18 protein-coding genes, 1 tRNA gene and 2 pseudogenes are annotated in these 22369 nt (G+C 34.3%); 6 read left to right on the forward strand and 15 right to left on the reverse strand.

The annotated features are described in order from the left end of the window. Positions 1-31: 31 nt before the first annotated feature. The 6 genes and pseudogenes from K5I29_RS08860 to rpe all read left to right on the forward strand — a co-directional run bounded on the left by K5I29_RS08860 (position 32) and on the right by rpe (position 6827). Positions 32-487, forward strand: coding sequence for a GAF domain-containing protein (locus K5I29_RS08860; RefSeq protein ID WP_264432605.1), 456 nt, complete (start codon positions 32-34; stop codon positions 485-487). Between the two features lie 106 nt (positions 488-593). After that, positions 594-863: a 30S ribosomal protein S15 gene (gene rpsO / locus K5I29_RS08865; protein ID WP_264432607.1), complete on the forward strand. Its 270-nt coding sequence runs from the start codon at positions 594-596 to the stop codon at positions 861-863. A 158-nt stretch (positions 864-1021) separates the two neighbouring features. After that, on the forward strand, positions 1022-3184 hold the full coding sequence (locus K5I29_RS08870; RefSeq protein ID WP_264432608.1) for a polyribonucleotide nucleotidyltransferase: 2163 nt from the start codon (positions 1022-1024) through the stop codon (positions 3182-3184). Positions 3185-3659: 475 nt separating this feature from the next. After that, a pseudogene (locus K5I29_RS08875) lies at positions 3660-5044 on the forward strand (NAD(P)-binding domain-containing protein). 130 nt (positions 5045-5174) lie between these two features. Further along, positions 5175-6038 (forward strand): sigma-70 family RNA polymerase sigma factor, encoded by an 864-nt coding sequence (locus tag K5I29_RS08880; RefSeq protein ID WP_264432612.1) that lies wholly within the window; start codon positions 5175-5177, stop codon positions 6036-6038. Between the two features lie 129 nt (positions 6039-6167). Next, entirely contained in the window at positions 6168-6827 is a 660-nt protein-coding gene (gene rpe, locus K5I29_RS08885; protein WP_264432615.1) for a ribulose-phosphate 3-epimerase, read from the forward strand. 28 nt (positions 6828-6855) lie between these two features. Here rpe and K5I29_RS08890 read toward each other — a convergent pair whose 3' ends face one another. From K5I29_RS08890 to K5I29_RS08960, 15 genes and pseudogenes are all read right to left on the reverse strand, one after another. Next, complete coding sequence (locus K5I29_RS08890) at positions 6856-7281, reverse strand: CBS domain-containing protein (protein ID WP_264432616.1); 426 nt, start codon at positions 7279-7281, stop codon at positions 6856-6858. Positions 7282-7379: 98 nt separating this feature from the next. Beyond that, positions 7380-7453: transfer RNA gene (locus tag K5I29_RS08895), tRNA-Arg, on the reverse strand. 11 nt (positions 7454-7464) lie between these two features. Continuing rightward, the gene (locus K5I29_RS08900) at positions 7465-7911 is read right to left on the reverse strand and encodes a GatB/YqeY domain-containing protein (RefSeq protein WP_264432618.1); all 447 of its coding nucleotides are present in this window, start codon (positions 7909-7911) and stop codon (positions 7465-7467) included. A 92-nt stretch (positions 7912-8003) separates the two neighbouring features. Further along, on the reverse strand, positions 8004-8198 hold the full coding sequence (locus K5I29_RS08905) for a hypothetical protein (protein ID WP_264432620.1): 195 nt from the start codon (positions 8196-8198) through the stop codon (positions 8004-8006). 55 nt (positions 8199-8253) lie between these two features. Continuing rightward, positions 8254-10086, reverse strand: coding sequence for a cell division protein FtsZ (gene ftsZ, locus K5I29_RS08910; RefSeq protein WP_264432622.1), 1833 nt, complete (start codon positions 10084-10086; stop codon positions 8254-8256). A gap of 14 nt (positions 10087-10100) precedes the next feature. Beyond that, positions 10101-11508: pseudogene (gene ftsA / locus K5I29_RS08915) on the reverse strand (cell division protein FtsA). A gap of 9 nt (positions 11509-11517) precedes the next feature. Further along, entirely contained in the window at positions 11518-12243 is a 726-nt protein-coding gene (locus tag K5I29_RS08920; RefSeq protein ID WP_264432624.1) for a cell division protein FtsQ/DivIB, read from the reverse strand. After that, positions 12227-13579, reverse strand: a complete 1353-nt coding sequence (gene murC, locus K5I29_RS08925) for a UDP-N-acetylmuramate--L-alanine ligase (protein WP_264432625.1) — start codon at positions 13577-13579, stop codon at positions 12227-12229. Before murC ends, K5I29_RS08920 begins: the two co-directional genes overlap by 17 nt. 17 nt (positions 13580-13596) lie before the next feature. Further along, entirely contained in the window at positions 13597-14691 is a 1095-nt protein-coding gene (murG, locus tag K5I29_RS08930; RefSeq protein ID WP_264432627.1) for an undecaprenyldiphospho-muramoylpentapeptide beta-N-acetylglucosaminyltransferase, read from the reverse strand. A gap of 4 nt (positions 14692-14695) precedes the next feature. Next, positions 14696-15790 carry an FtsW/RodA/SpoVE family cell cycle protein gene (locus K5I29_RS08935; RefSeq protein ID WP_264432628.1) on the reverse strand — a complete coding sequence of 365 codons (1095 nt, stop codon included), beginning with the start codon at positions 15788-15790 and terminating at the stop codon, positions 14696-14698. Between the two features lie 178 nt (positions 15791-15968). Then, positions 15969-17303 (reverse strand): UDP-N-acetylmuramoyl-L-alanine--D-glutamate ligase, encoded by a 1335-nt coding sequence (gene murD, locus K5I29_RS08940; RefSeq protein ID WP_264432630.1) that lies wholly within the window; start codon positions 17301-17303, stop codon positions 15969-15971. Between the two features lie 6 nt (positions 17304-17309). Beyond that, complete coding sequence (mraY, locus tag K5I29_RS08945) at positions 17310-18560, reverse strand: phospho-N-acetylmuramoyl-pentapeptide-transferase (protein ID WP_264432632.1); 1251 nt, start codon at positions 18558-18560, stop codon at positions 17310-17312. 4 nt (positions 18561-18564) lie between these two features. Further along, positions 18565-20025, reverse strand: a complete 1461-nt coding sequence (locus tag K5I29_RS08950) for a UDP-N-acetylmuramoyl-L-alanyl-D-glutamate--2,6-diaminopimelate ligase (RefSeq protein ID WP_264432634.1) — start codon at positions 20023-20025, stop codon at positions 18565-18567. Beyond that, on the reverse strand, positions 20022-22028 hold the full coding sequence (locus K5I29_RS08955; protein WP_264432635.1) for a penicillin-binding protein: 2007 nt from the start codon (positions 22026-22028) through the stop codon (positions 20022-20024). Before K5I29_RS08955 ends, K5I29_RS08950 begins: the two co-directional genes overlap by 4 nt. Then, positions 22019-22366: an FtsL-like putative cell division protein gene (locus tag K5I29_RS08960; protein ID WP_264432637.1), complete on the reverse strand. Its 348-nt coding sequence runs from the start codon at positions 22364-22366 to the stop codon at positions 22019-22021. The genes K5I29_RS08955 and K5I29_RS08960 overlap by 10 nt, the downstream gene beginning before the upstream one ends. Positions 22367-22369 lie beyond the last annotated feature (3 nt).

Raw genomic sequence — 22369 nt, forward strand, 5'->3', positions numbered from 1 at the left:
TTTAAATTTATATTTGTATAAAAATGTACATATGAATTTAGAATCACTTAAACCACAAGTAAGCGCTATATTACAACATTCTGAACATACAAGAACGGAAAAACTTCAGAATTTATGCGAATTTTTAAAAGAAAAAGTTTCGTATTACAACTGGGTAGGTTTCTATTTTAAAAATGGTGATAAGCGTGAGTTAATTTTAGGTCCGTACGCTGGTGCAGAAACAGACCATACTGTTATTCCGTTCGGAAAAGGCATTTGTGGACAAGTTGCCGAATCAAATCAAAATTTTGTGGTGCCTGATGTTAGTGCACAAGATAATTATATTGCTTGTAGCATTACGGTAAAATCTGAAATTGTTGTTCCGTTGTTTGTAAACAATGAAAACATTGGTCAAATTGATATTGACAGCCATGAATTAGATCCGTTTACAGCGCAAGACGAACGCTTTTTAGAATTTGTAAACCAAGAGGTTGCACAATTATTTTAATAAATAATTAAATATTGTTGTGTAGTGCAAAAAATTAATTTACTTTTGCAACGAATTTTATATATTATTTAATTCATACATAATAATCATTTAGAACAATATTAGCATGTACTTAACTAAAGAAGTAAAAGCAGAAATTTTCGCTAAACACGGTGGAGCTGCTGCAAACACAGGATCTGCTGAAGGTCAAATCGCGTTATTCACTTTCCGTATTAACCACTTAACTGAGCACTTAAAGAAAAATCGTCACGATTACAACACTGAGCGTTCATTAGTTATGTTAGTAGGTAAAAGAAGAAGTTTACTTGATTATCTTAAGAAAAAAGAAATCAACAGATACCGTGAGATTATTAAAGAATTAAACATCAGAAAATAATCAACTCATAAAGAGGTGTGTTTTTGCGCGCCTCTTTTTTTATTTTATAATATTTAAACAGAAAGTTTGGTTTTTCATTGGGTTTCAAATAACTACACACAACAACACAACAACAACACACAACTGAGACACCATTGTTCAATCAAGAATTTAAGTTTATGATTCCTAAGGTAACCCAAGAAATTATCGATTTAGGGGATGGGCGCACCATTACAATCGAAACAGGCAAACTTGCCAAACAGGCAGACGGATCTGTTGTAGTGCGAATGGGAGATGCTATGTTATTAGCAACTGCTGTTTCTGCACGCAAAGCCTCACCAGGGGTAGATTTTTTACCATTAACGGTAGATTATCGTGAAAAATTTGCTGCCGCTGGTAGATTTCCAGGCGGTTTTTTTAAAAGAGAAGCTAGACCAAGTGATAGCGAAATCTTAGTTATGCGTTTAGTAGACCGTGTTTTAAGACCATTATTTCCGGACGACTACCACGCAGAAACACAAGTTATGATTCAATTAATGTCTCATGACGAAAACGTGATGCCAGATGCATTAGCAGGTTTAGCAGCTTCTGCAGCATTAGCAGTTTCAGACCTTCCTTTTTACAACTACATTTCAGAAGTTCGAGTAGGACGCGTAGACGGTAAATTAATCATTAACCCAACAAAAGCACAATTAGCTGTTTCTGACATTGATATGATGATCGGAGCATCTAAAGATTCGGTAGCAATGGTTGAGGGTGAAATGAAAGAAATCTCTGAAAAAGAGATGGTTGAAGCTATTAAATTTGCTCACGAAGCAATTATTAAACAAGTTGAAGCTCAAGAACGCTTACGTGAAAGAGTTGGAAACTTAGAGTACCGTACGTACGATGCTGAAAAAAGCAACGAAGCAATTTTAGCTAAAGTAAACGAATTTGCATACGATAAATGTTTTGCAATTGCTGCTGAAGCAAGTGGAAAACACGAAAGATCTGAAAAGTTTGATGAAGTTTACGAAAACTTAAAAGCCTTATTCACTGAAGAAGAATTAGCAGAAGATGGAGATTTAATTGGCCGTTATTACCATGACGTACAAAAAGAAGCCGTTCGTAACCTAATTTTAGACAAAGGCATCCGTTTAGACGGTAGAAAAACAAACGAAATCAGACCAATTTGGTCAGAAATTGATTATTTACCTTCTACACACGGTTCATCTATTTTTACACGTGGTGAAACACAGGCTTTAGCTACAGTAACTTTAGGTACATCAAGAGAAGCAAACGTAATTGACACACCATCAGATCAAGGAGAAGAGCGTTTTTATTTACATTACAACTTCCCTCCTTTCTCAACTGGTGAAGCAAGACCTTTAAGAGGAACTTCAAGACGTGAAGTTGGACATGGTAACTTAGCACAACGTGCTTTAAAAAACATGATTCCAGCAGATTGTCCTTATACAATTCGTGTAGTTTCAGAAGTTTTAGAATCTAACGGTTCATCATCAATGGCAACGGTTTGTGCTGGTACATTAGCATTAATGGATGCTGGTATTCAAATCTCAAAACCAGTTTCTGGTATTGCAATGGGTTTAATTTCTGATGCAAAAACAGGAAGATGGGCAGTTTTATCTGATATTTTAGGAGACGAAGATCATTTAGGTGATATGGACTTTAAAGTAACAGGTACAAAAGACGGGATTACAGCTTGTCAAATGGATATTAAAATTGAAGGATTAGCTTACGATATTTTAGAAAGCGCTTTAGAACAAGCTAAGGAAGGACGTATGCATATTTTAGGTAAACTTACCGAAACAATTGCTACACCAAATCCAACAGTTAAAGCAAAAGCTCCTAAAATTATCAAGTTCGAAATTCCTAAAGATTTCATTGGTGCTATTATCGGTCCTGGAGGTAAAAACATTCAGGCATTACAAGCAGATACTGAAACAACAATTGTTATTACAGAAGAAGGTGATTTTGGTATTATCGAATTATTAGGTACTAACCAAGAAGGAATGGATAAAGCAATTCAAAGCATTCAAAACCAAACCTTCCAACCTAAAGAAGGAGAAGTTTATTCAGTAAAAGTTACTAAAATTTTAGACTTTGGTGCTGTGGTAGAATTTGTACCTGGTAAAGATTCATTACTTCACGTTTCAGAATTAGATTGGAAACGCATCGAAAAAGTTTCTGATGTATTAAAAGAAGGTGATGTAATCGATGTAAAATACATGGGATTAGATCCAAAAACTAAAAAACCAAAAGTTTCTAGAAAAGCTTTATTACCTCGCCCTCCAAAAGTAGAGAAAAAGGATGAAGCTCCTAAAACAGAAGATAAGCAATAAGCTATTTTAAATAAAAAAAGCACCTCGTAACGAGGTGCTTTTTTTATTTATGCATTTTTATCACATTACCAATAAAACCACAATTCAACAAAAACATTCTCAAACACCAACTACAACACAACGTACATTATTAAAATAACACGTAGATTTTTTGCAGTTTATCAATCAAAAACATCAATTTAAAGTAATAAAAATTGGATAAAAGCTTAATTTTTACTAACTTAGCAATATTGTCATCTGGGTGAAAATTATTTTAATACAAAATAACATCGTTTTACCCCTCTATATATAAAAGTAGTTTTTTTTACTGCTTTATTCATTTTTCGGCATTTTATCATGCTGTCCTAATGTACCATAATGGTATTCTTACACTGTATCTCAAGATACAATTGTACTATTTAAAGACAATCTAAAATTTAGTCATTTATTAATCTCTTCGTTATATTTTAACGAGGACTAAAATCTTTATATTAATATGTCAAATATTAAAGTTGGAATTATTGGAGCTGGTCCAAGCGGATTAGCTATGTTAAGAGCCTTCGAATCCGAACAAAAAAAGGAAATCCAATCCCAGAAATTAAATGTTATGAAAAGCAAGATAACTGGGGTGGAATGTGGAATTATACATGGAGAACCGGTGTAGGTAAATACGGTGAACCAATTCATGGTAGTATGTACAAATATTTGTGGTCAAACGGTCCGAAAGAAGTATTAGAATTTGCCGATTATACGTTTATGGACCATTTTAAACAACCAATTTCTTCATATCCTCCACGCGAAGTACTTTTTGATTATATTCAAGGAAGAATTAAACAAAGTAATGCACGCGAATTTATTAAATTCAACACCGTAGCAAGATGGGTAGATTATTTGGAAGATAAAAAACAGTTCCGTGTAATTTTTGATGACTTAGTAAAAAACGAAACTTTCGAAGAGATTTTTGATTACTTAGTTGTAGGAACCGGCCATTTCTCAACTCCAAACTTACCATATTTTAAAGGTATTGATAATTTTCCTGGTACTGTAATGCATGCACACGATTTTAGAGGTGCAGACCAATTTATTGGTAAAGATATTTTATTAATCGGAAGTAGCTATTCTGCCGAAGATATTGGTGTGCAATGTTACAAACATGGTAGTAAATCAGTTACCATTTCTTATCGTACAAATCCAATTGGAGCTAAATGGCCAAAAGGCATTGAAGAAAAACCTTTAGTAACGCATTTTGAAGGTAATACAGCCTTTTTTAAAGACAGATCTACACAAGAATTTGATGCGGTAGTTTTTTGTACCGGATATCAACACAAATTCCCATTCTTACCAGACAATTTACGTTTAAAAACTAAAAACTGTTTATACCCAGACAACCTATACAAAGGCGTTGTTTTTAATGAAAACGATCATTTATTGTTTTTAGGAATGCAAGATCAATATTACACATTCAACATGTTTGATACCCAAGCTTGGTTTGCACGCGATTATATGTTAGGTAGAATTACATTACCAAGCCAAGAAGAAAGAAACAAAGACATTGAAAAATGGTTGAAATGGGAATCTGAATTAAAATCTGGCGAAGATCATGTTGATTTTCAAACTGCATATATTAAAGAATTAATGCAAGCAACCGATTATCCAACATTTGATATCGATAAAGTTGCCGATATGCTAAAAAGCTGGTTAAACGATAAAGAAGAAAATATTTTAAATTATCGTGATAAAGTTTACACCTCAGTAATGACTGGCGTAACAGCAGAAGAGCACCATACGCCATGGATTAAAGAAATGGACGATAGCTTAGAACGTTATTTAGATGAAGTTGAAGCAGATGAAGCTGAATTAAGTAAAACAAATTACTACTAATAAGCGCTATAAATCAACAACATACAACGTTTTTAAAAAAAGTTTATTATTTTGTAACCTTTTGGTAACATCGTACGTATAACTATTGTACGCATCAGTGCAAATAACCGTAAAAGGCATTACAAATAATATGAGACAACTTAAAATTACCAAGCAGGTTACAAATCGTGAAACCGCATCCCTAGATAAATACCTTCAAGAAATCGGAAAAGTAGATTTAATTACTGCCGATGAAGAAGTTGAATTAGCACAACGCATTAAAGCCGGTGATCAACGCGCTTTAGAAAAATTAACCAAAGCAAACTTACGTTTCGTGGTTTCTGTTGCTAAGCAATACCAAAATCAAGGGTTAACGTTACCCGATTTAATTAACGAAGGTAACTTAGGTTTAATTAAAGCGGCACAACGTTTTGATGAAACACGTGGTTTTAAATTTATTTCATATGCTGTTTGGTGGATTCGTCAATCTATTTTACAAGCTTTAGCAGAACAATCTCGTATTGTACGTTTACCATTAAACAAAATTGGCTCTATTAACAAAATCAATAAAATGTATGCGTTATTAGAACAATCTAACGAACGTGCCCCATCTGCAGAAGAAATTGCTAAGGAATTAGATATGACTGTAAATGATGTAAAAGAATCTATGAAGAATTCTGGACGTCATTTATCTATGGATGCACCTTTAGTTGAAGGAGAAGATTCTAACCTTTACGACGTTTTACGTTCTGGCGAATCTCCAAATCCTGATCGTGAATTAATTCACGAATCATTACGTACTGAAATTGAACGTGCGTTAGAAACTTTAACGCCACGTGAAGCAGACGTAGTTCGTTTATATTTTGGTTTAGGTGACCAACATCCAATGACGTTAGAAGAAATTGGTGAAACTTTTGAATTAACGCGCGAACGTGTTCGTCAAATTAAAGAAAAAGCAATTCGTCGTTTAAAACACACCTCTCGAAGCAAAATTTTAAAAACATATTTAGGATAATTTTATTCTAATAAAACATAACAAACAGCATTAAAACTGTTCGTTTTTTGATTGATGATTGAACTCCGGCTGATTACCGGAGTTTTTTTATTTTATTTTGTACCTTTGCTAAAACACACAACAAATAAAATGAATTCAAAACTAATTGCACCCTCAGTATTAGCAGCAGATTTTGCTAATTTACAACGCGATATTGAAATGATTAATCAGTCAGAAGCAGATTGGTTTCATATTGATATTATGGACGGCGTATTTGTACCAAACATATCTTTTGGTATGCCCGTGTTAGAAGCCATAAATAAACATGCTAAAAAAACAATCGATGTACATTTAATGATTGTTGATCCTGATCGTTATATTCAAACTTTTAAAGATTTAGGAGCAGATATTTTAACTGTGCATTACGAAGCTTGTACGCATTTACATCGTTCTTTACAAGCTATAAAATCTGCCGGGATGAAAGCTGGAGTTGCAATTAATCCACATACAAACGTTGCTTTATTAGAAGATTGTATTGCTGATATTGATTTAGTTTGTATTATGAGCGTAAATCCAGGTTTTGGAGGACAATCTTTTATAGAAAATACCTATAAAAAAGTAAAACAACTTAAAGAAATTATTACACGTAACCAAGCCAATACCTTAATTGAAATTGACGGAGGCGTAACCAACAAAAACGCAAAAGCTTTAGTTGATGCTGGTGCCGATGTTTTAGTTGCTGGTAGTTATGTTTTTAAAGCTAAAAACCCGATAGAAACAATTGCTGATTTAAAACAGATTATAAAATAAAAAAAAGAGCGTTTAAAACGCTCTTTTTTTATTCTTCGTATTGAGATATATAATATTTTAATAAATCTATCGTAGTAACAATTCCAACTAATTTGTCGTGCTCAACCACAGGAAGCGCATTAAAATTAGCTTCGCTTAATAAAATAGCGACTTCTTTAATTGGTGTCCAAGGAAAAACGGTTAAAACTTGTTTACTCATAACTTGCTCTAAAGTAAAAGCATTATAAACAACCGTTTCAATATTAGTTTCGGCATCATCACCTTGATCAGCAAAACAAACTTTTTGCAAATCGGTGTAACTTAACATACCAATAACCTGGTTAGCTCTTACAACGGGCAAATGTCTAATTTTATGTTTTTTAAACAAATCTTCAGCTTTAGTTAATTGATCGTCGTAATTCAATTTTACTAAATTGGAAGTCATAATTCGAGAAACCGGATCTAAAGCTTTCATACTAAATGGATTTTACTTAAATATACAAAAATATTTAAAACCAAAAACTGATAAAAAACAACAAAAGCACTTTACAAAAAAGTAAAGTGCTTTTGTTGCGACCGCGGAGGGGCTCGAACCCCCAACCCTCAGAGCCGAAATCTGATATTCTATCCAGTTGAACTACGCGGTCATTAGCTTAATCTACGCTAATAATTTTTTTACAATGGTAGAAACTGTTTTACCATCTGCCTGACCAGCTAAAACTTTAGATGCTATCCCCATAACCTGCCCCATAGCAGCCATTCCAGCAAAACCACCTTCGGTAATGATATTTTTTACAATAATTTCAACTTCTTGTTCTGATAATTGTTTTGGTAAAAACTGCTCGATAACAGTAATTTGAGCTAATTCTGGTTCAGCCAAATCTGATCTACCTTGTTCTGTATAAATAGCTGCGCTATCTTTACGCTGTTTTACTAATTTTTGTAATAGCTTTATTTCATCTTCTTCTGTAAAGTTACCTTCACTTCCTGATGTTTGGGCTAACAATATTTCTGATTTAATAGCACGTAACGCTTCTAAAGCAACAGTATCTTTTGCTTTCATAGCAGTTTTAAGTGCTTCTGTAATTTTTGCTTGTAAACTCATGGTTGCAAAATTTTTAGTTGCACAAATTTAACAAATAACCCGAAACCATAAAAGTTTCGGGTTAAAGATATTTGATATTTTTTTAAAAAAATCTAATCTACGTTATCGTGTAAAAAAGAATTGTTCGATCTCATTTTTAACTCATTGTTTTCCGTTGTGTTAACAGAAATACGAGATGTACCTTTATTTTCGGTAGTACTTAAGTTAATACCCAAGCGTTCGTAAGCTGGTCTTTCTAACTCAGGAACGTTGCGGCTGTTAGAAAATGTATGATTAAACTCTTTCATTTTTAACTTACGCGCTTCTACCCGAGCTTTAAGTGTTTCTTGATGCTCTTTTGTTTTAAGTAAATCTTCGTTTTCGCGGGTTACGTAAAAACTTTTCGCCTTGAGGAACCGATTTCTCTACACGAACCGTCATTTGTAAATCCGGATCTTCTTCTTTATCTTCAAGCTTAGTTTCTGCTTTAACAACTGGTTTAGCATTGGTTAAGGCAGATTCTTGCTCTAAATAATCATAATTTAAAATGTGTTTAACAACATCTTCCTGTTTTGTTTCTAATTTAGGTTCAACCTCAAAATTTGGATCAATTTGTGGCTCAGCAGGAGCAACTTCATCAGAAACTTGAATAGTTTCGTTTAATAAAAACAAACTTGATGTATTTGCACTTGGTTGCTGTTTTAACTCGAAATTCAGATTATTTTCAGGTTGATTTGGCTGAGACGGTGCGCTTAACTTTTGCTCAAACAAATTAGGTTTTACAACTTCAATTGGTTTAATCGGATGCGGTGCAGATTGAACTGTTTTAATTTCTATTTGAGGTGTTGGTTTAGAAACCGGAAAATCTAAATTTTCGGGAGCAACGATATCAAAAAAGCTATCTAATTCATTAACTACCGGAGCTTCTGGTACAACATTAGCAATTGGTTCTGTTACTTGAGCTTGCGGTTTTTCTAAATCAGCATCTAAAACATGTACAATACGTTTTTCTGGTACCGGTTTTACAGCAGGTACATCAAAAGCTTTATCTAAATTATTTTGAACTACTGCATTTGTTAAACTTGAATTAGATGAAACCGATTTTACGCCCGGTGTTAAATTAAGTTCTTGAGTAACTGATTGCTCTGCACCCAACATGTGCTTAATAACATTGTCTTTGTTGATTAATTCTGATTGTTGTTCAAAATTAAATCCAGTAGCAATTACGGTTACAGAAACAGAATTTCCTAATTTTTCATCATTACCAACCCCCATAATGATATTGGCATTATGTCCGGATTCGTTTTGAATGTAATCGTTAATTTCTCCTATTTCATCAATAGTAATTTCATCTTCCATTTCAGTACCACAAACAATTAATAATAATACGTTTTTGGCACCTGTAATACGATTCTCGTTTAACAATGGTGAATCTAAGGCAGCAACCACAGCATCTTTTGCACGATTTTCACCAGATGCAGTTGCCGATCCCATAATAGCTGTTCCGCTATTAGAAAGTACGGTTTTTGCATCACGTAAGTCAATATTCATGGTATAATGTTGCGAAATTACTTCGGCAATACCACGTGATGCGGTTGTTAAAACCTCATCAGATTTGGCATATCCTGCTTTAAATCCTAAGTTTCCGTAAACTTCACGCAATTTGTTGTTGTTTATAACAATTAACGAATCTACGTGTTTACGTAATCTTTCAACTCCTAATAAAGCTTGTTCGTGACGAATTTTACCTTCAAATTGAAAAGGAATTGTAACAATACCAACGGTTAAAATGTCTTTATTTTTGGCTAATTCTGCAATTACTGGTGCAGCACCGGTTCCGGTACCACCACCCATTCCGGCAGTAATAAAAACCATTTTTGTGTTTTTATCTAAAACACGGTCAATTTCTTCAATACTTTCTTGCGCAGCTAAACTTCCAATTTCTGGGTTTGCACCAGCACCTAAACCTTCAGTTAAATTAACACCTAACTGGATTTTTGTTGGCACCGGGCTATTTTCTAGCGCTTGCGAGTCGGTATTACAAATAATAAAATCAACCCCTTTAATGCTTTGGTTAAACATGTAGTTAATTGCATTACTACCGCCACCACCTACACCAATAACTTTGATTACATTTGATTGACCACGTTCCATATCAAATGCTAACTTTGTGCCTAATCCTGAATTATTTTCCATAGTAATCCTTCGGTTTAATCAACGTTGTCTATAAAATCTTTGAACTTATCTACCAAGTTTTTATAAAACGGACGTTTTGTTTTTTCAACTTTAATTTCTTCTTTTTGGTCTGGTTTGCTTGTTTCTACAATTTCGATTTCTTCGGTTTCTTCTAACGAATCTTCGGTAGATAAAACTGTTTTTTCGAGTTGATTTTGTAGAGTAGCTTTATTTTTTTTATTTTCTAGCTCTTGTTCTTTACGTAAGGTAATATCGTTGTTTTCGATTCCACGCATTAATAAACCTATTGCTGTTGCGTAAGTTGGCCCAGATGAACCTTTTATTAAATCTGGTGCTTCGTCGGTTAAATGTTCTTGCGGATGACCGATACGGGTATCTAATCCGGTAATATATTCAACCAATTCTTTTATGTGCTTTAGCTCGGCACCGCCTCCTGTTAAAACAATACCAGCAATTAATTTTTTGCGTTGTTCGTCGTAACCGTATGCTTTAATTTCATCAAAAACATACTCTAAAATTTCAGCAGCACGTGCGTGAATTATACGAGAAAGGTTTTTTAATGATATTTCTTTAGGATCTTGTCCTCTGAAACTTGGTATTGCAACAATTTCGTTATCGCGATTGTAATCAGGCCAAGCAGATCCGAATTTTATTTTTAAGGCTTCAGCTTGTTTTTCTATAATAGAACATCCTTCTTTAATATCGTCTGTTATGGCGTTACCTCCAAAAGGAATTACTGCGGTGTGACGGATAATACCATCTTTAAAAATGGCTAAATCTGTAGTTCCACCTCCTATATCAATTAAAGCTACACCCGCTTCTTTTTCATCATTACTTAATACAGCATCTGCAGATGCAAGCGGTTCTAAGGTTAAAACCTCAAGGTTTAATCCCGCTTCTTTAATACAACGGCCCACGTTACGAATTGATGAAGCCTGTCCAACAACTACGTGAAACTTAGCTTCTAAACGTAAACCTGCCATACCGATTGGTTCTTTAGATTCTGAAGTTCCGTCTATTAAAAATTCTTGTGGAAGAATATGTAAAATTTCTTCACCAGCTAATAAGGTTAACTTACGAACTTGATTTATTAAGCTGTTTATATCGCTTTCTTCAATTACATCTTCAAGATTATTTCTAACAATATAATCGGTGTGTTGAATACTACGTATGTGCTGCCGCAATACCAGCAACAACGTTGCTAATTTGCATTCCAGCTGCCTCCTCGGCCATTGTAATAGCTTGTTGTATGGATGAGATGGTTTGCGTAATGTTGTTTACAACACCACGTGATACACCTAAACTTTTTGTTTTGCCAAAACCAAGTACTTCTATTTTATCGTACTCGTTTTTACGGCCAATAATGGCAACAATTTTTGTTGTTCCAATATCTAATCCTACAGCTATATTTTCCTTACTCATATTCATTTTTTATTTACTGCAAACTACTTGTTGGGTAAATTTTAAATTCACTTCTTTGTAGTTGTTTACAATTGAATCTTGCAATGTATGTTGTATAAAAGCTTTGTAATTATTAAATTTTTTATCTACTTCGGTTACATTTCCGAAAATAATTTGAAAATCGAAGTTTCTGTCTGTTAAGATAACACTTCGTGAAGGAAAAATCTTAACTCCAATTATACTTTTTTTCAAAAAATCATCAGAATGTATCTTTTGTAACAAAAAATTAACATCTTTAAGGGTTGTTTCGTTAATTTCCCCAGTTACAATGGGCACTCGAGCTGCATAATTACTTGTTGTGTTCATGGTGTTTCCATTTCTATCCAAGTAAAACGAATCTCCGTTGGCAAACACCCTACCTACGGGTTCTTTCTGCAATATTTGGGCAACTAAAATACCTTCTATGGTTTTATAAACATGAACCGTTTCTATTTTATCGTTGTTTTGCAACACATTTTCTAGTTCATGTAATGCCTTGTAATTTTTATCTAAATTGCTTTTAAATGATAAATTTTCATGAATGATTTTGTTTACTTCAGATTCGGTAATGTACACGTTATCTTCGCCTACAAAATCAATACGTGTTTGTAATTCTCTGCGACTGGCATTTTTATCAGCCGAAAAAGAATATAAAAAATAAATTACTCCGAATAATAAAATTAACCTAACGTCAATCCATTTAATTTTTTTTAGCATCTAAAGCTTTTTTAATATCATGAATCATTTCACCAATATCACCCGCACCAATGGTTACCAGCACATCAAAATCAGCCTTTACAATTGCATCAATCAATTCGTTTTTAGCAACTAATTTTTTATTTGTGTTATCAACTTTATCTAATAACCATTGCCCGGTAACGCCCTCAATAGGTAATTCGCGAGCGGGATAAATATCTAACAAAAACAAATGATCGAATTTGGCAAGCGATTCGGCAAAGCCATCAATAAAATCGCGTGTGCGCGAATACAAATGCGGCTGAAATACAGCTAACACTTTTTTACCTGGGTACAATTCGCGAACTGCTTGGTGCACCGCATTAATTTCGGTTGGATGATGTGCATAATCATCAATAAACACAAATTTTTCAGAACGTATTTGGTATGAAAATCTGCGACGAACCCCTTTAAACGTAGCTAATGCAGCAACAATTTTTTCTGAATCAATTCCGTACGTGTACGCCATAGCAAAAGCAATTAAAGCATTGGTTAAGTTATGATGCCCAGGTAAGGCAAACTTTACATTGTTTATTTGCTGAGTTGGTGTTACAATGGTAAATACATACCAACCATTTTCTATTCTAACATTTGTTGCTTTAAAATTAGAATCGTCATTAATTCCAATAGTTATGGCTTGCAACGGAACGCCTTGATTAATAAACAAATGATTTGCGTCTACTTTGTTTGCAAATTCGTTAAACGAATCAATTACATGTTGCTCATCACCATAAATATCTAAATGATCGGCATCCATAGATGTAACGCAAGCTAAATTAGGATGCAGTTGTAAAAACGATCGATCAAATTCATCGGCTTCAACCACGGTAACCGTTTTTCCGTTACCAATTAAATTGGTTTGGTAGTTTTCAGCAATTCCGCCTAAAAAAGCAGTAACATCAGCGCCACAAGCATATAAAATATGACCTAAAATACTTGATGTTGTAGTTTTACCGTGCGTACCTGCCACAGCAAAACAAAACGTATCTTTAGTAATAATTCCTAAAACTTCGGCACGTTTTTTAACCTCGAAACCGTGATCTAAAAAATAATTTAATTCACTATGATTTTTTGGTACAGCCGGCGTATAAACAACCAATGTATTGGCTTGATTTTTATATTGGGGTGCAATTAAATCGCAATTATCAGTAAAATGAATTTCAATTCCTTCAGCAATTAATTCTTGTGTTAATTGCGTTGGTGTTTTATCGTAACCCGCAACATTTTTACCAATATTTTTAAAATATCGGGCAATAGCGCTCATTCCGATTCCGCCAATTCCTACAAAATATACATTTTCAATATTAGCTAACTTCATTTTGAAATTCTAAGAACTTAAATTAATTCTATTATATTTTTTACAATTTCTTTGGTTGCATTGGGCTTGGCTAAGCTTTTAAACTTACTGCTCATGCTTTGTTGCAACTCGGTATTTTGAATTAGATTCTGAAAAATAGGTTTAAAACTATTTTCTAAATCTTTTTCTTTTATTAAAAGTGCAGCTTGCTGATCAACAATTGCTTGAGCATTTTTAGTTTGATGATCTTCGGCAACGTTTGGTGACGGAATAAAAATAGTAGGTTTTGCTACTAAAGCTAATTCTGAAACCGATGATGCGCCCGAACGTGAAATAATAAAATCTGCAGCAGCATAAACTAAATCCATTCTTTCAATAAAATCGAGTACTTGAATGCCGTTTGCCGGATCGTTGTACTTTTTATATTCGTTAAAATAAAATTTACCACATTGCCAAAGCACTTGTAAATTTTGATTTTTAAAAAATTCTAAATTATTTGCTACCAAAACATTTATAGCACGTGCACCTAAACTTCCGCCTAAAACAACAAGTGTTTTTTTATTAGGTTCAAGCTGAAAGTTTTGAAGCGCTTGTTGCTTTACCGATTGGCTTGTCGCAATATCTGAACGTACCGGATTACCTGTTATACGAATCAGCTGTTTCGGAAAAAAGCGCTCTAAATCTGGATACGCAACACAAATAGCTTTTGCTTTTTTAGCTAAAAGTTTATTTGTAATGCCCGGATATGAGTTTTGCTCTTGAATTACCGTTGGAATATGCATCCAGTTTGCAACCTGCATTACAGCTCCGCTAGCAAAACCACCCGTACCAACAACTACATCGGGTTTAAATTGACGTAGGATACCATACGATTTCCATAAGCTTGAAATTAACTTGAAAGGAAACATAAGGTTGCTTAGCGTTAACTTGCGTTGAATTCCACTAATCCAAAGGCCTTTAATTGCATAGCCCGCTTGCGGTACTTTTTGCATTTCCATTTTATCTTTTGCTCCAACAAAAAGCAAATCGGCGTCAGGAAACTGACTTTTTATTTCGTTAGCAATGGCAATTGCCGGATAAATATGTCCGCCTGTACCACCACCGCTTATTAATATTTTATATTTTTTACTCATTTAGTTACGCATTTTTTTCTACCACGCTAAAAGCTTCTGCAACTTGTTCGTCGGTTGGATTAAATTCTGCTTCATTTTTCTCTGGTTTCTTAATTGTTTTTTCAACTTCTTTCTTAGGGCTTAATTGAGCAGTTACACTTAATATAACACCGATTGAAGCACAAGTAATCCAGATTGACGTACCACCGCTACTAATTAAAGGTAATGGTTGCCCCGTTGTAGGAAACAATTGCACGGCTACCCCCATATTTACAAAAGCTTGAATGATGATTGGAAAACCTAATCCGTAAATTAATAACCTACCAAAGGAATCGGTTACTTTTATGGAATTGATTATAAACCTGAAAAACAAGCTGAGATAAACAAAAATTAATAGAAATGCGCCAAATAAGCCATATTCTTCAACAATAATTGCAAAAATAAAATCGGATGAAGATTGCGGTAAAAAGTTTCGTTGAACGCTTTTACCCGGTCCTAAACCAAAAACTTTACCGGTTGCAATAGCAATGTTTGCATTTTCAGTTTGATAATTATCTACTTGCTTCTCATCATCTGCCGTAAAGCGTTCTATACGCGCTTTCCATGTAGAAAAACGAGAGGGCAATTTGTCTGGAAAAATAGTTGCTAATGCCACTAATAAAATCACTAAAACAGCTGTAATTCCGGCAACATTAAGCAAATATTTAATCGGATATCCTCCTAAAAAAATCAACAAAATATTGGTTGCTAACAACAAAACTCCTGTAGATAAATTTGCAGGAATAATTACTGCAACAAAAGCTGCAATAGGTAACCACAATAACAACAAAGAACGTTTAAAATCGAACGGCGTTTTACTATCTGCCTTTTTGGCTAAATAATGCGCGATATACATATTTAGAATAACAAAGGCCATTGCAGAAGGCTGAAAGGTTACGTTTATAAACGGTACCTTAATCCAACGGCTGGCATTTGCACCGGCAATTACATTATTTCCAAGAGCAGTAACAACCAGTAATATAAAAACACAAGGCAACAAAAAATAGATAATATAAGTTAGCTTTTGGTACTTTACTTTACTAGCCAAGTAAACAAAAAACAACCCAATACTTACGTGCAACGCGTGTTTAAAAAAATGCGAATAAACAGTTCCGTTTTTTAATTACCAACGATAAGTTTGCACTTGCACTAAATACCGGCATGAAAGAAAACAGTGCAAGCAAGGTTACTAAAACCCAAATGGTTTTGTCACCACGTAAGCCAGCAACTATTCTTTTAAACAAACTTATCATTATTGATTATAAATTTTGAACGGCGTTTTTAAATTTTCTTCCACGATCTTCATACGATTCGAACAAATCAAAACTTGCACAAGCTGGTGATAATAAAACGGTATCTCCGGGCTCTGCCAATGCATGTGCAGTTTTTACACATTCATCCATGGAATCGGTTTCAACAATTGTATCTATTACATCTTTAAAGGTTTCAATAATTTTTTTATTATCTACCCCCAAACAAACAATAGCTTTTACTTTTTCACGTACTAAAGGCATCAATTCTAAATAATCGTTTCCTTTATCTACCCCACCAACAATCCAAACGGTTGGCGTTGTCATGCTATCTAAAGCAAAAAAAACGGCATTTACATTAGTTGCTTTAGAATCGTTAATATATTGTACGTTTTGAATTTTAAGTACTTTTTCTAATCGGTGTTCAGCGCCGTTAAAATTTGCTAAACTTGAACGTAACGATTCGTCTTGAATGTCAAGAATTTTAGCTACCGTTGCAGCTGCCATAGCATTTTTTAAATTGTGTTTGCCTTTTACCGATAAATTATCTGTACTCATAGTAAAACGTTTTTGGTTAATAACCACAACCATTTGGTTGTTTTCTAAAAAAGCGCCTTCATTAAATTTTTGAGTTAATGAAAACGGTAATTTTTTAGCTTGAGTTTGATGCGTTTTAAACCAGCGTTGAATTTCTACATCATCTGCATCGTAAATAAAAAAATCGGATGCGGTTTGATTTTCAGTAATTCTAAATTTAGCAGCGATATATTCGTCATAATTGTAATGATATCGATCTAAATGATCTGGACTTAAATTGGCTAACACAGCAATATTGGGAGCGAAATTTACTATTCCGTCTAACTGAAAACTACTTAACTCGAGCACATAAATGGCTTTATCATTTTCAGCAACTTGTTGTGCATAACTCATTCCAATATTTCCGGCTAAACCTGCATCTATTCCGGCTTGTTCCATAATAAAATGGGTTAACAACGTGGTGGTTGTTTTACCATTGCTTCCGGTTATTCCAATTACTTGCGCTTTGGAATGTTGAGAAGCAATTTCTATTTCTGAAACAATTTGTATTTGATTTGCAATCAATTTTTGAACAATGGGCGCTTTGTCAGGAATTCCTGGACTTTTCATTACCAAATCAGCAGCTAAAATAACCGATTCAGAATGTTGCTTTTCTTCCCACGCAATATGATGCACATCAAGTTCTTTTTTATATTTATCTAAAATAGTTCCGAAATCAGACACAAAAACTTGATAGCCTAATTTTTGACCTAAAATAGCCGTTCCAACTCCGCTTTCGCCACCGCCTAAAACAACCAACTTTTTCATACGTAATTAGCGCAGCTTAAGAGAAACTAATGAAAAAATTGCTAAGAAAATTGCTACAATCCAAAAGCGTGAAACAATTTTACTTTCATGCAATCCTTTTTTCTGAAAATGGTGATGTAACGGTGCCATTAAAAAAATGCGTCGCCCTTCGCCATATTTCTTTTTCGTAAATTTAAAATAGGTTACTTGCATTACTACTGACAAGTTTTCTACTAAAAATATTCCACATAAAATTGGTATTAAAAGTTCTTTACGAACAGCAATTGCTAAAACTGCAATAATACCACCAATGGTTAAACTTCCGGTATCTCCCATAAAAACCTGAGCTGGATAGGTGTTGTACCATAAAAAACCAACTAAGGCACCTACAAAGGCGGCGATAAAAATACTGAGTTCACCAATGTTAGGGATGTACATAATGTTAAGGTAATTTGAAAAAACAATGTTACCAGAAACAAAGGCAAAAACACCTAATGCTAAAACCGATATGGCCGATGTTCCGGCTGCTAAGCCATCAATCCCATCGGTTAAATTGGCACCGTTAGAAACGGCTGTAATGATAAAAATTACAACTGGAATAAAAATGATCCAAGCATAATTTTCATACCCATCTCCTAACCAAACTAATAAATCAGCATAATCAAATTCATTATTTTTAAAGAACGGAATGGTTGTTGCAGTTGATTTTTCGGCGTACATTTTTACAGGGCCAGAAATACTTGCGTCTGTAATTACATTTGATGTTTGAGTTAAAACCGTTGTTGGTTTTGCTGTATCCATTCTAACTGTTACGGCAGGATGGAAATACAAAATAAACCCAACAATTAAACCTAAACCTATTTGACCAATTACTTTAAATCGGCCTTTTAATCCTTCTTTATCTTTTTTAAATACTTTAATATAATCGTCTAAAAAACCAATGATTCCCATCCAAACGGTGGTAATAATCATTAAAATAATATAAACGTTATTTAGCTTAGCTAATAATAAAACCGGAACTAAGGTTGCTAAAATAATGATTAGCCCACCCATTGTAGGGGTTCCTGCTTTTTCTGTTTGTCCTTGTAAACCTAATTCGCGAACGGTTTCGCCAATTTGCAACTTGCGCAAATAGTTAATAATTGTTTTACCAAAAATGGTAGAAATTAATAAGGATAAAATGATGGCTAAACCCGAACGAAAGGTTATGTATCTAAAAACCCCAGTTCCTGGTAAATCGGTCACTTTATGTAAATAATCAAATAAATAATAAAGCATTAGCTTATTGGTTTACAAATAAAAATTCAGTTACAATTTTAAAATCATCAAAATCATGGCGCACGCCATTAATTTCTTGATACGTTTCATGCCCTTTGCCGGCAATTAAAATAATATCTTTTGCATTTGCCATTTGACACGCGGCTTTAATAGCTTGTTTTCGGTCTAAAATGCTCAAGGTTTTATTAAAATATTCGGCCGGTACTCCTTTTTCCATTTCATCTAAAATGGTTTGTGGATTTTCGGTACGCGGATTATCTGACGTAAAAATTACCTTATTGCTATATTGTGCAGCAATTTTTGCCATTTCCGGTCTTTTAGTTTTGTCACGGTCGCCACCGCAACCAACCACCGTAATTATATTTTCGTTCTTTGTTCTAATTTCTTTAATTGTTTTTAACACATTTTCTAGCGCATCTGGCGTATGTGCATAATCTACAATTGCTGTGATTTGATTTGGCGAAACAACATATTGAAAACGCCCTGTAACGCTATTTAATTCGCTTATTAATCGCAAGACTTCGGCTTGAGGTAAACCTAAATTTATCGCCGTAGCATAAATAGCTAATAAATTATATGCATTAAAATTACCTACCAGTTTAGACCAAACTTCGTGATTGTCGATTCGTAACAACAAACCTGAAAAATGATTTTCTAAAATTTTTGCTTGATAATTTGCATACGTTTTAATGGCGTAATTAAATTTTTTAGCTGCTGTGTTTTGTAACATTAACGCACCATTTTTATCATCTGCATTGGTAATTGCAAAAGCATTTTTAGATAACTGATCAAAAAATGCTTTTTTAGCATCGCGGTACGCCGCAAACGAATGGTGATAATCTAAATGATCGTGCGAAAGATTGGTGAAAATTCCGCCAGCAAAATCTAAAGCTGTTGTACGATGCTGATCAATTCCGATCGAGCTTACTTCCATAAAACAAAATTCGCAGCCCTGAGTTACCATTTCGTTTAAATAATAATTTATTAAAACGCTATCGGGCGTGGTATGATTGGTTTTATATTCGGTAGTATGAACCAATATTTTTACAGTAGAAATAAGACCGACTTTATACCCCGCATTGGTAAACAATTGATACAACAAAGTTGCTACCGTTGTTTTGCCGTTGGTACCCGTTACGCCAACTAATTTTAATTTGCTTGACGGCTCGTTGTAATAATTTGCGCTCATATAAGCCAAAGCTTCGCTTGCATTTTGTACCACAACATATGTTATTTGTTGTTGTAACTGCTCCGGAAGCTGCTCACATATTATGGCTTTTGCACCTAAAGCAATTGCTTTATCAATATAAAGATGCCCGTCGGTTAATGTTCCTTTAATAGCAACAAACACATCATGCGCATTCACGTTTCTAGAATCGAAAACAATTTTATTGATTTCGATATGTGTTGATCCATGCACTGCCTGAATGGCAACTTTATATAATATGTCTTTTAATACTTTCACGCAAATTCTAATATTATTGTTGTGTTTGGAACAATTTTAGATCCAGGAGCTAAAGATTGCTTTTTAACTTTACCGGTTGGGTTACCAGACAGTTTAACTTTAAAACCTAAATTTTCTAAAATTGCAATTGCATCCATACCTGCTACGCCTTTTAAATTAGGCACCGTTTTAGCATTGGCTTGCAATTGGGTGTATTTATCGTATTCTAACTTTTGTTTATCTACTACCTCATTAATCTTCACAATTTCATTGGTAGAAGGTACATCAGTAAATATTTTTTGAGCAATTCGTTTAAAAACCGGGCCTGCTACATCACCACCATAATAACCACGTTTTGGATTTGGTTTATGAATAACCACCACGCACGAATATTTTGGGTTTTCTGCCGGAAAAAACCCAGCAAAAGATGAGGCGTAGTACATTTGATTATCTCCTTTATGGTAATCAACCTGAGCGGTTCCGGTTTTACCTGCCATTGAAAAATTAGGCGAATACAAACTTTTACCGGTTCCGTGTTCTACAGCTCGTTTTAACAAATCTTTCAACTGAGCCAAAGTTTCGTCTGAACAAACTTTGGGATGAATGATTTCTTTATCAAACTTTTTAATGCTTTTGTTCCACTTTTTAATTTCTTTCACAAACAAAGGTTTAATCATTTCTCCATCGTTTGCAACGGCATTGTAAAAAGTTAACATTTGCAAAGGCGTTAAATTAATTCCGTATCCGTATGCCATCCATGGTAAAGAAATGCTTGACCAAGTTTTATCTGTTGGCTGTGGAATAAGCGGTTTACCTTCTCCCACAATCGGAATTCCTAACGGTTTATTTAGCCCCATATCATTCATTCGGTTTACAAATTGACTCGGATTATCCTTGTACGCATCATAAACGGCTTGAACTATTACGGTATTTGACGATTTTTCGAATCCTTTACCTAATGATATTTTACCATATCCGCGGCGGTTGGAATCTCGAACCGAATAACCGTGTATTTTATACGTTCCATCAAAACTATCAAAGACCTGAGCGGTATCAACCTTTTTATCATCTAACAAAGCCATCATAGAAAATAGCTTAAAGGTTGAACCTGGATCCTGAATTTCGCCCACGGCGTAATTCATTCTTTCATAATATTGTCCTAAAGATCCGCGGCCTAAATTGGCAATAGCTTTTACTTCGCCCGTTTTGGTTTCCATAACCACCACCGAGCCGTGATCTGCATCATACTTAACTAATTGCTTTAAAAGCGCATGATGAGCAATATCTTGTATGTAAACATCAATGGTTGAAACAATATCGTAACCATCTACCGGTTCTTTATAGTTAAAATCACTGATGGGTTTCCATTGTGAACGTGCAAATTTTTGCATCAATTGAAAACCATTTTCACCACTTAATTCTTTATTAAAAGAACCTTCAATCCCGATTGGATTAATGGTTCCGTCTGCATTTGTTCGGTAATCACCAATTGTCCTTTCGGCAATTTTACCCATTGGATGCTCGCGAATGGTTTTAGTTTCTACAATTATTCCGCCTTTATTGGCGCCAAGATTAAAAAGCGGAAACTTTTTAATGCGGGAATAATCAGTAAAACTTAAATTACGTGTTATAAAATAGTACCTTTTACCAGCGCTACGTGCTTTACGTAATTTTTCTAACCAATCTAATCGGTGCCCACCTAACATTACCGACAACGAATCTGCCAAACCTGCCGAGTACTTTGTAAAATTTTCGGTACTTGGTGCTACAGCATCAAAGCTTATGGTATATTTTGGGACCGATGTTGCTAATAAGCTTCCGTCGGCAGAATAAACATTTCCACGATTTGCAGGAACTTCTATTTCGCGAATGGTTCGGCTTCGAGCAATTTCACGATAATCTTCACCTTCGGGTCCAACAATTAAAAACAATCTGTATAATACGCCCAAAGCAATTATTAAAATAAATGCAACAACTAGTACTAAACGTCCGGTACTAAAAGAGCTTTTTTTATTTACTCCCATAACCTTTCAAAAAAATTACTAGTATTATCTTTTACTTTAATTTTAACCGGAGCTACCTCAGATGGATAAATACCTTTGCGTTCCATTTTTCTAGAAATGCTGGATTCCATTTTCATTTCCATCAATTCAGAACGTTTGTCTACAAATTCTGATCGTAGTTCCTTAACTTGTTCTGTTAGTTGAATGATTTGAATGGCTTTGCTTTCGTACCAATGCGAATTGGCAATCATTATAATACCTAACAGCAAAAGAAATAATATAAACTTCCAGCGGGCAAATGCATCTTTACCAGAAAGCTGCTTCGCTTTTAGAAAATCATATATAACTTCTTTATTCATTTT

The sequence above is a fragment of the Flavobacterium agricola genome (genome assembly GCF_025919725.1).
In the GTDB taxonomy this organism is placed as follows: domain Bacteria; phylum Bacteroidota; class Bacteroidia; order Flavobacteriales; family Flavobacteriaceae; genus Flavobacterium; species Flavobacterium agricola.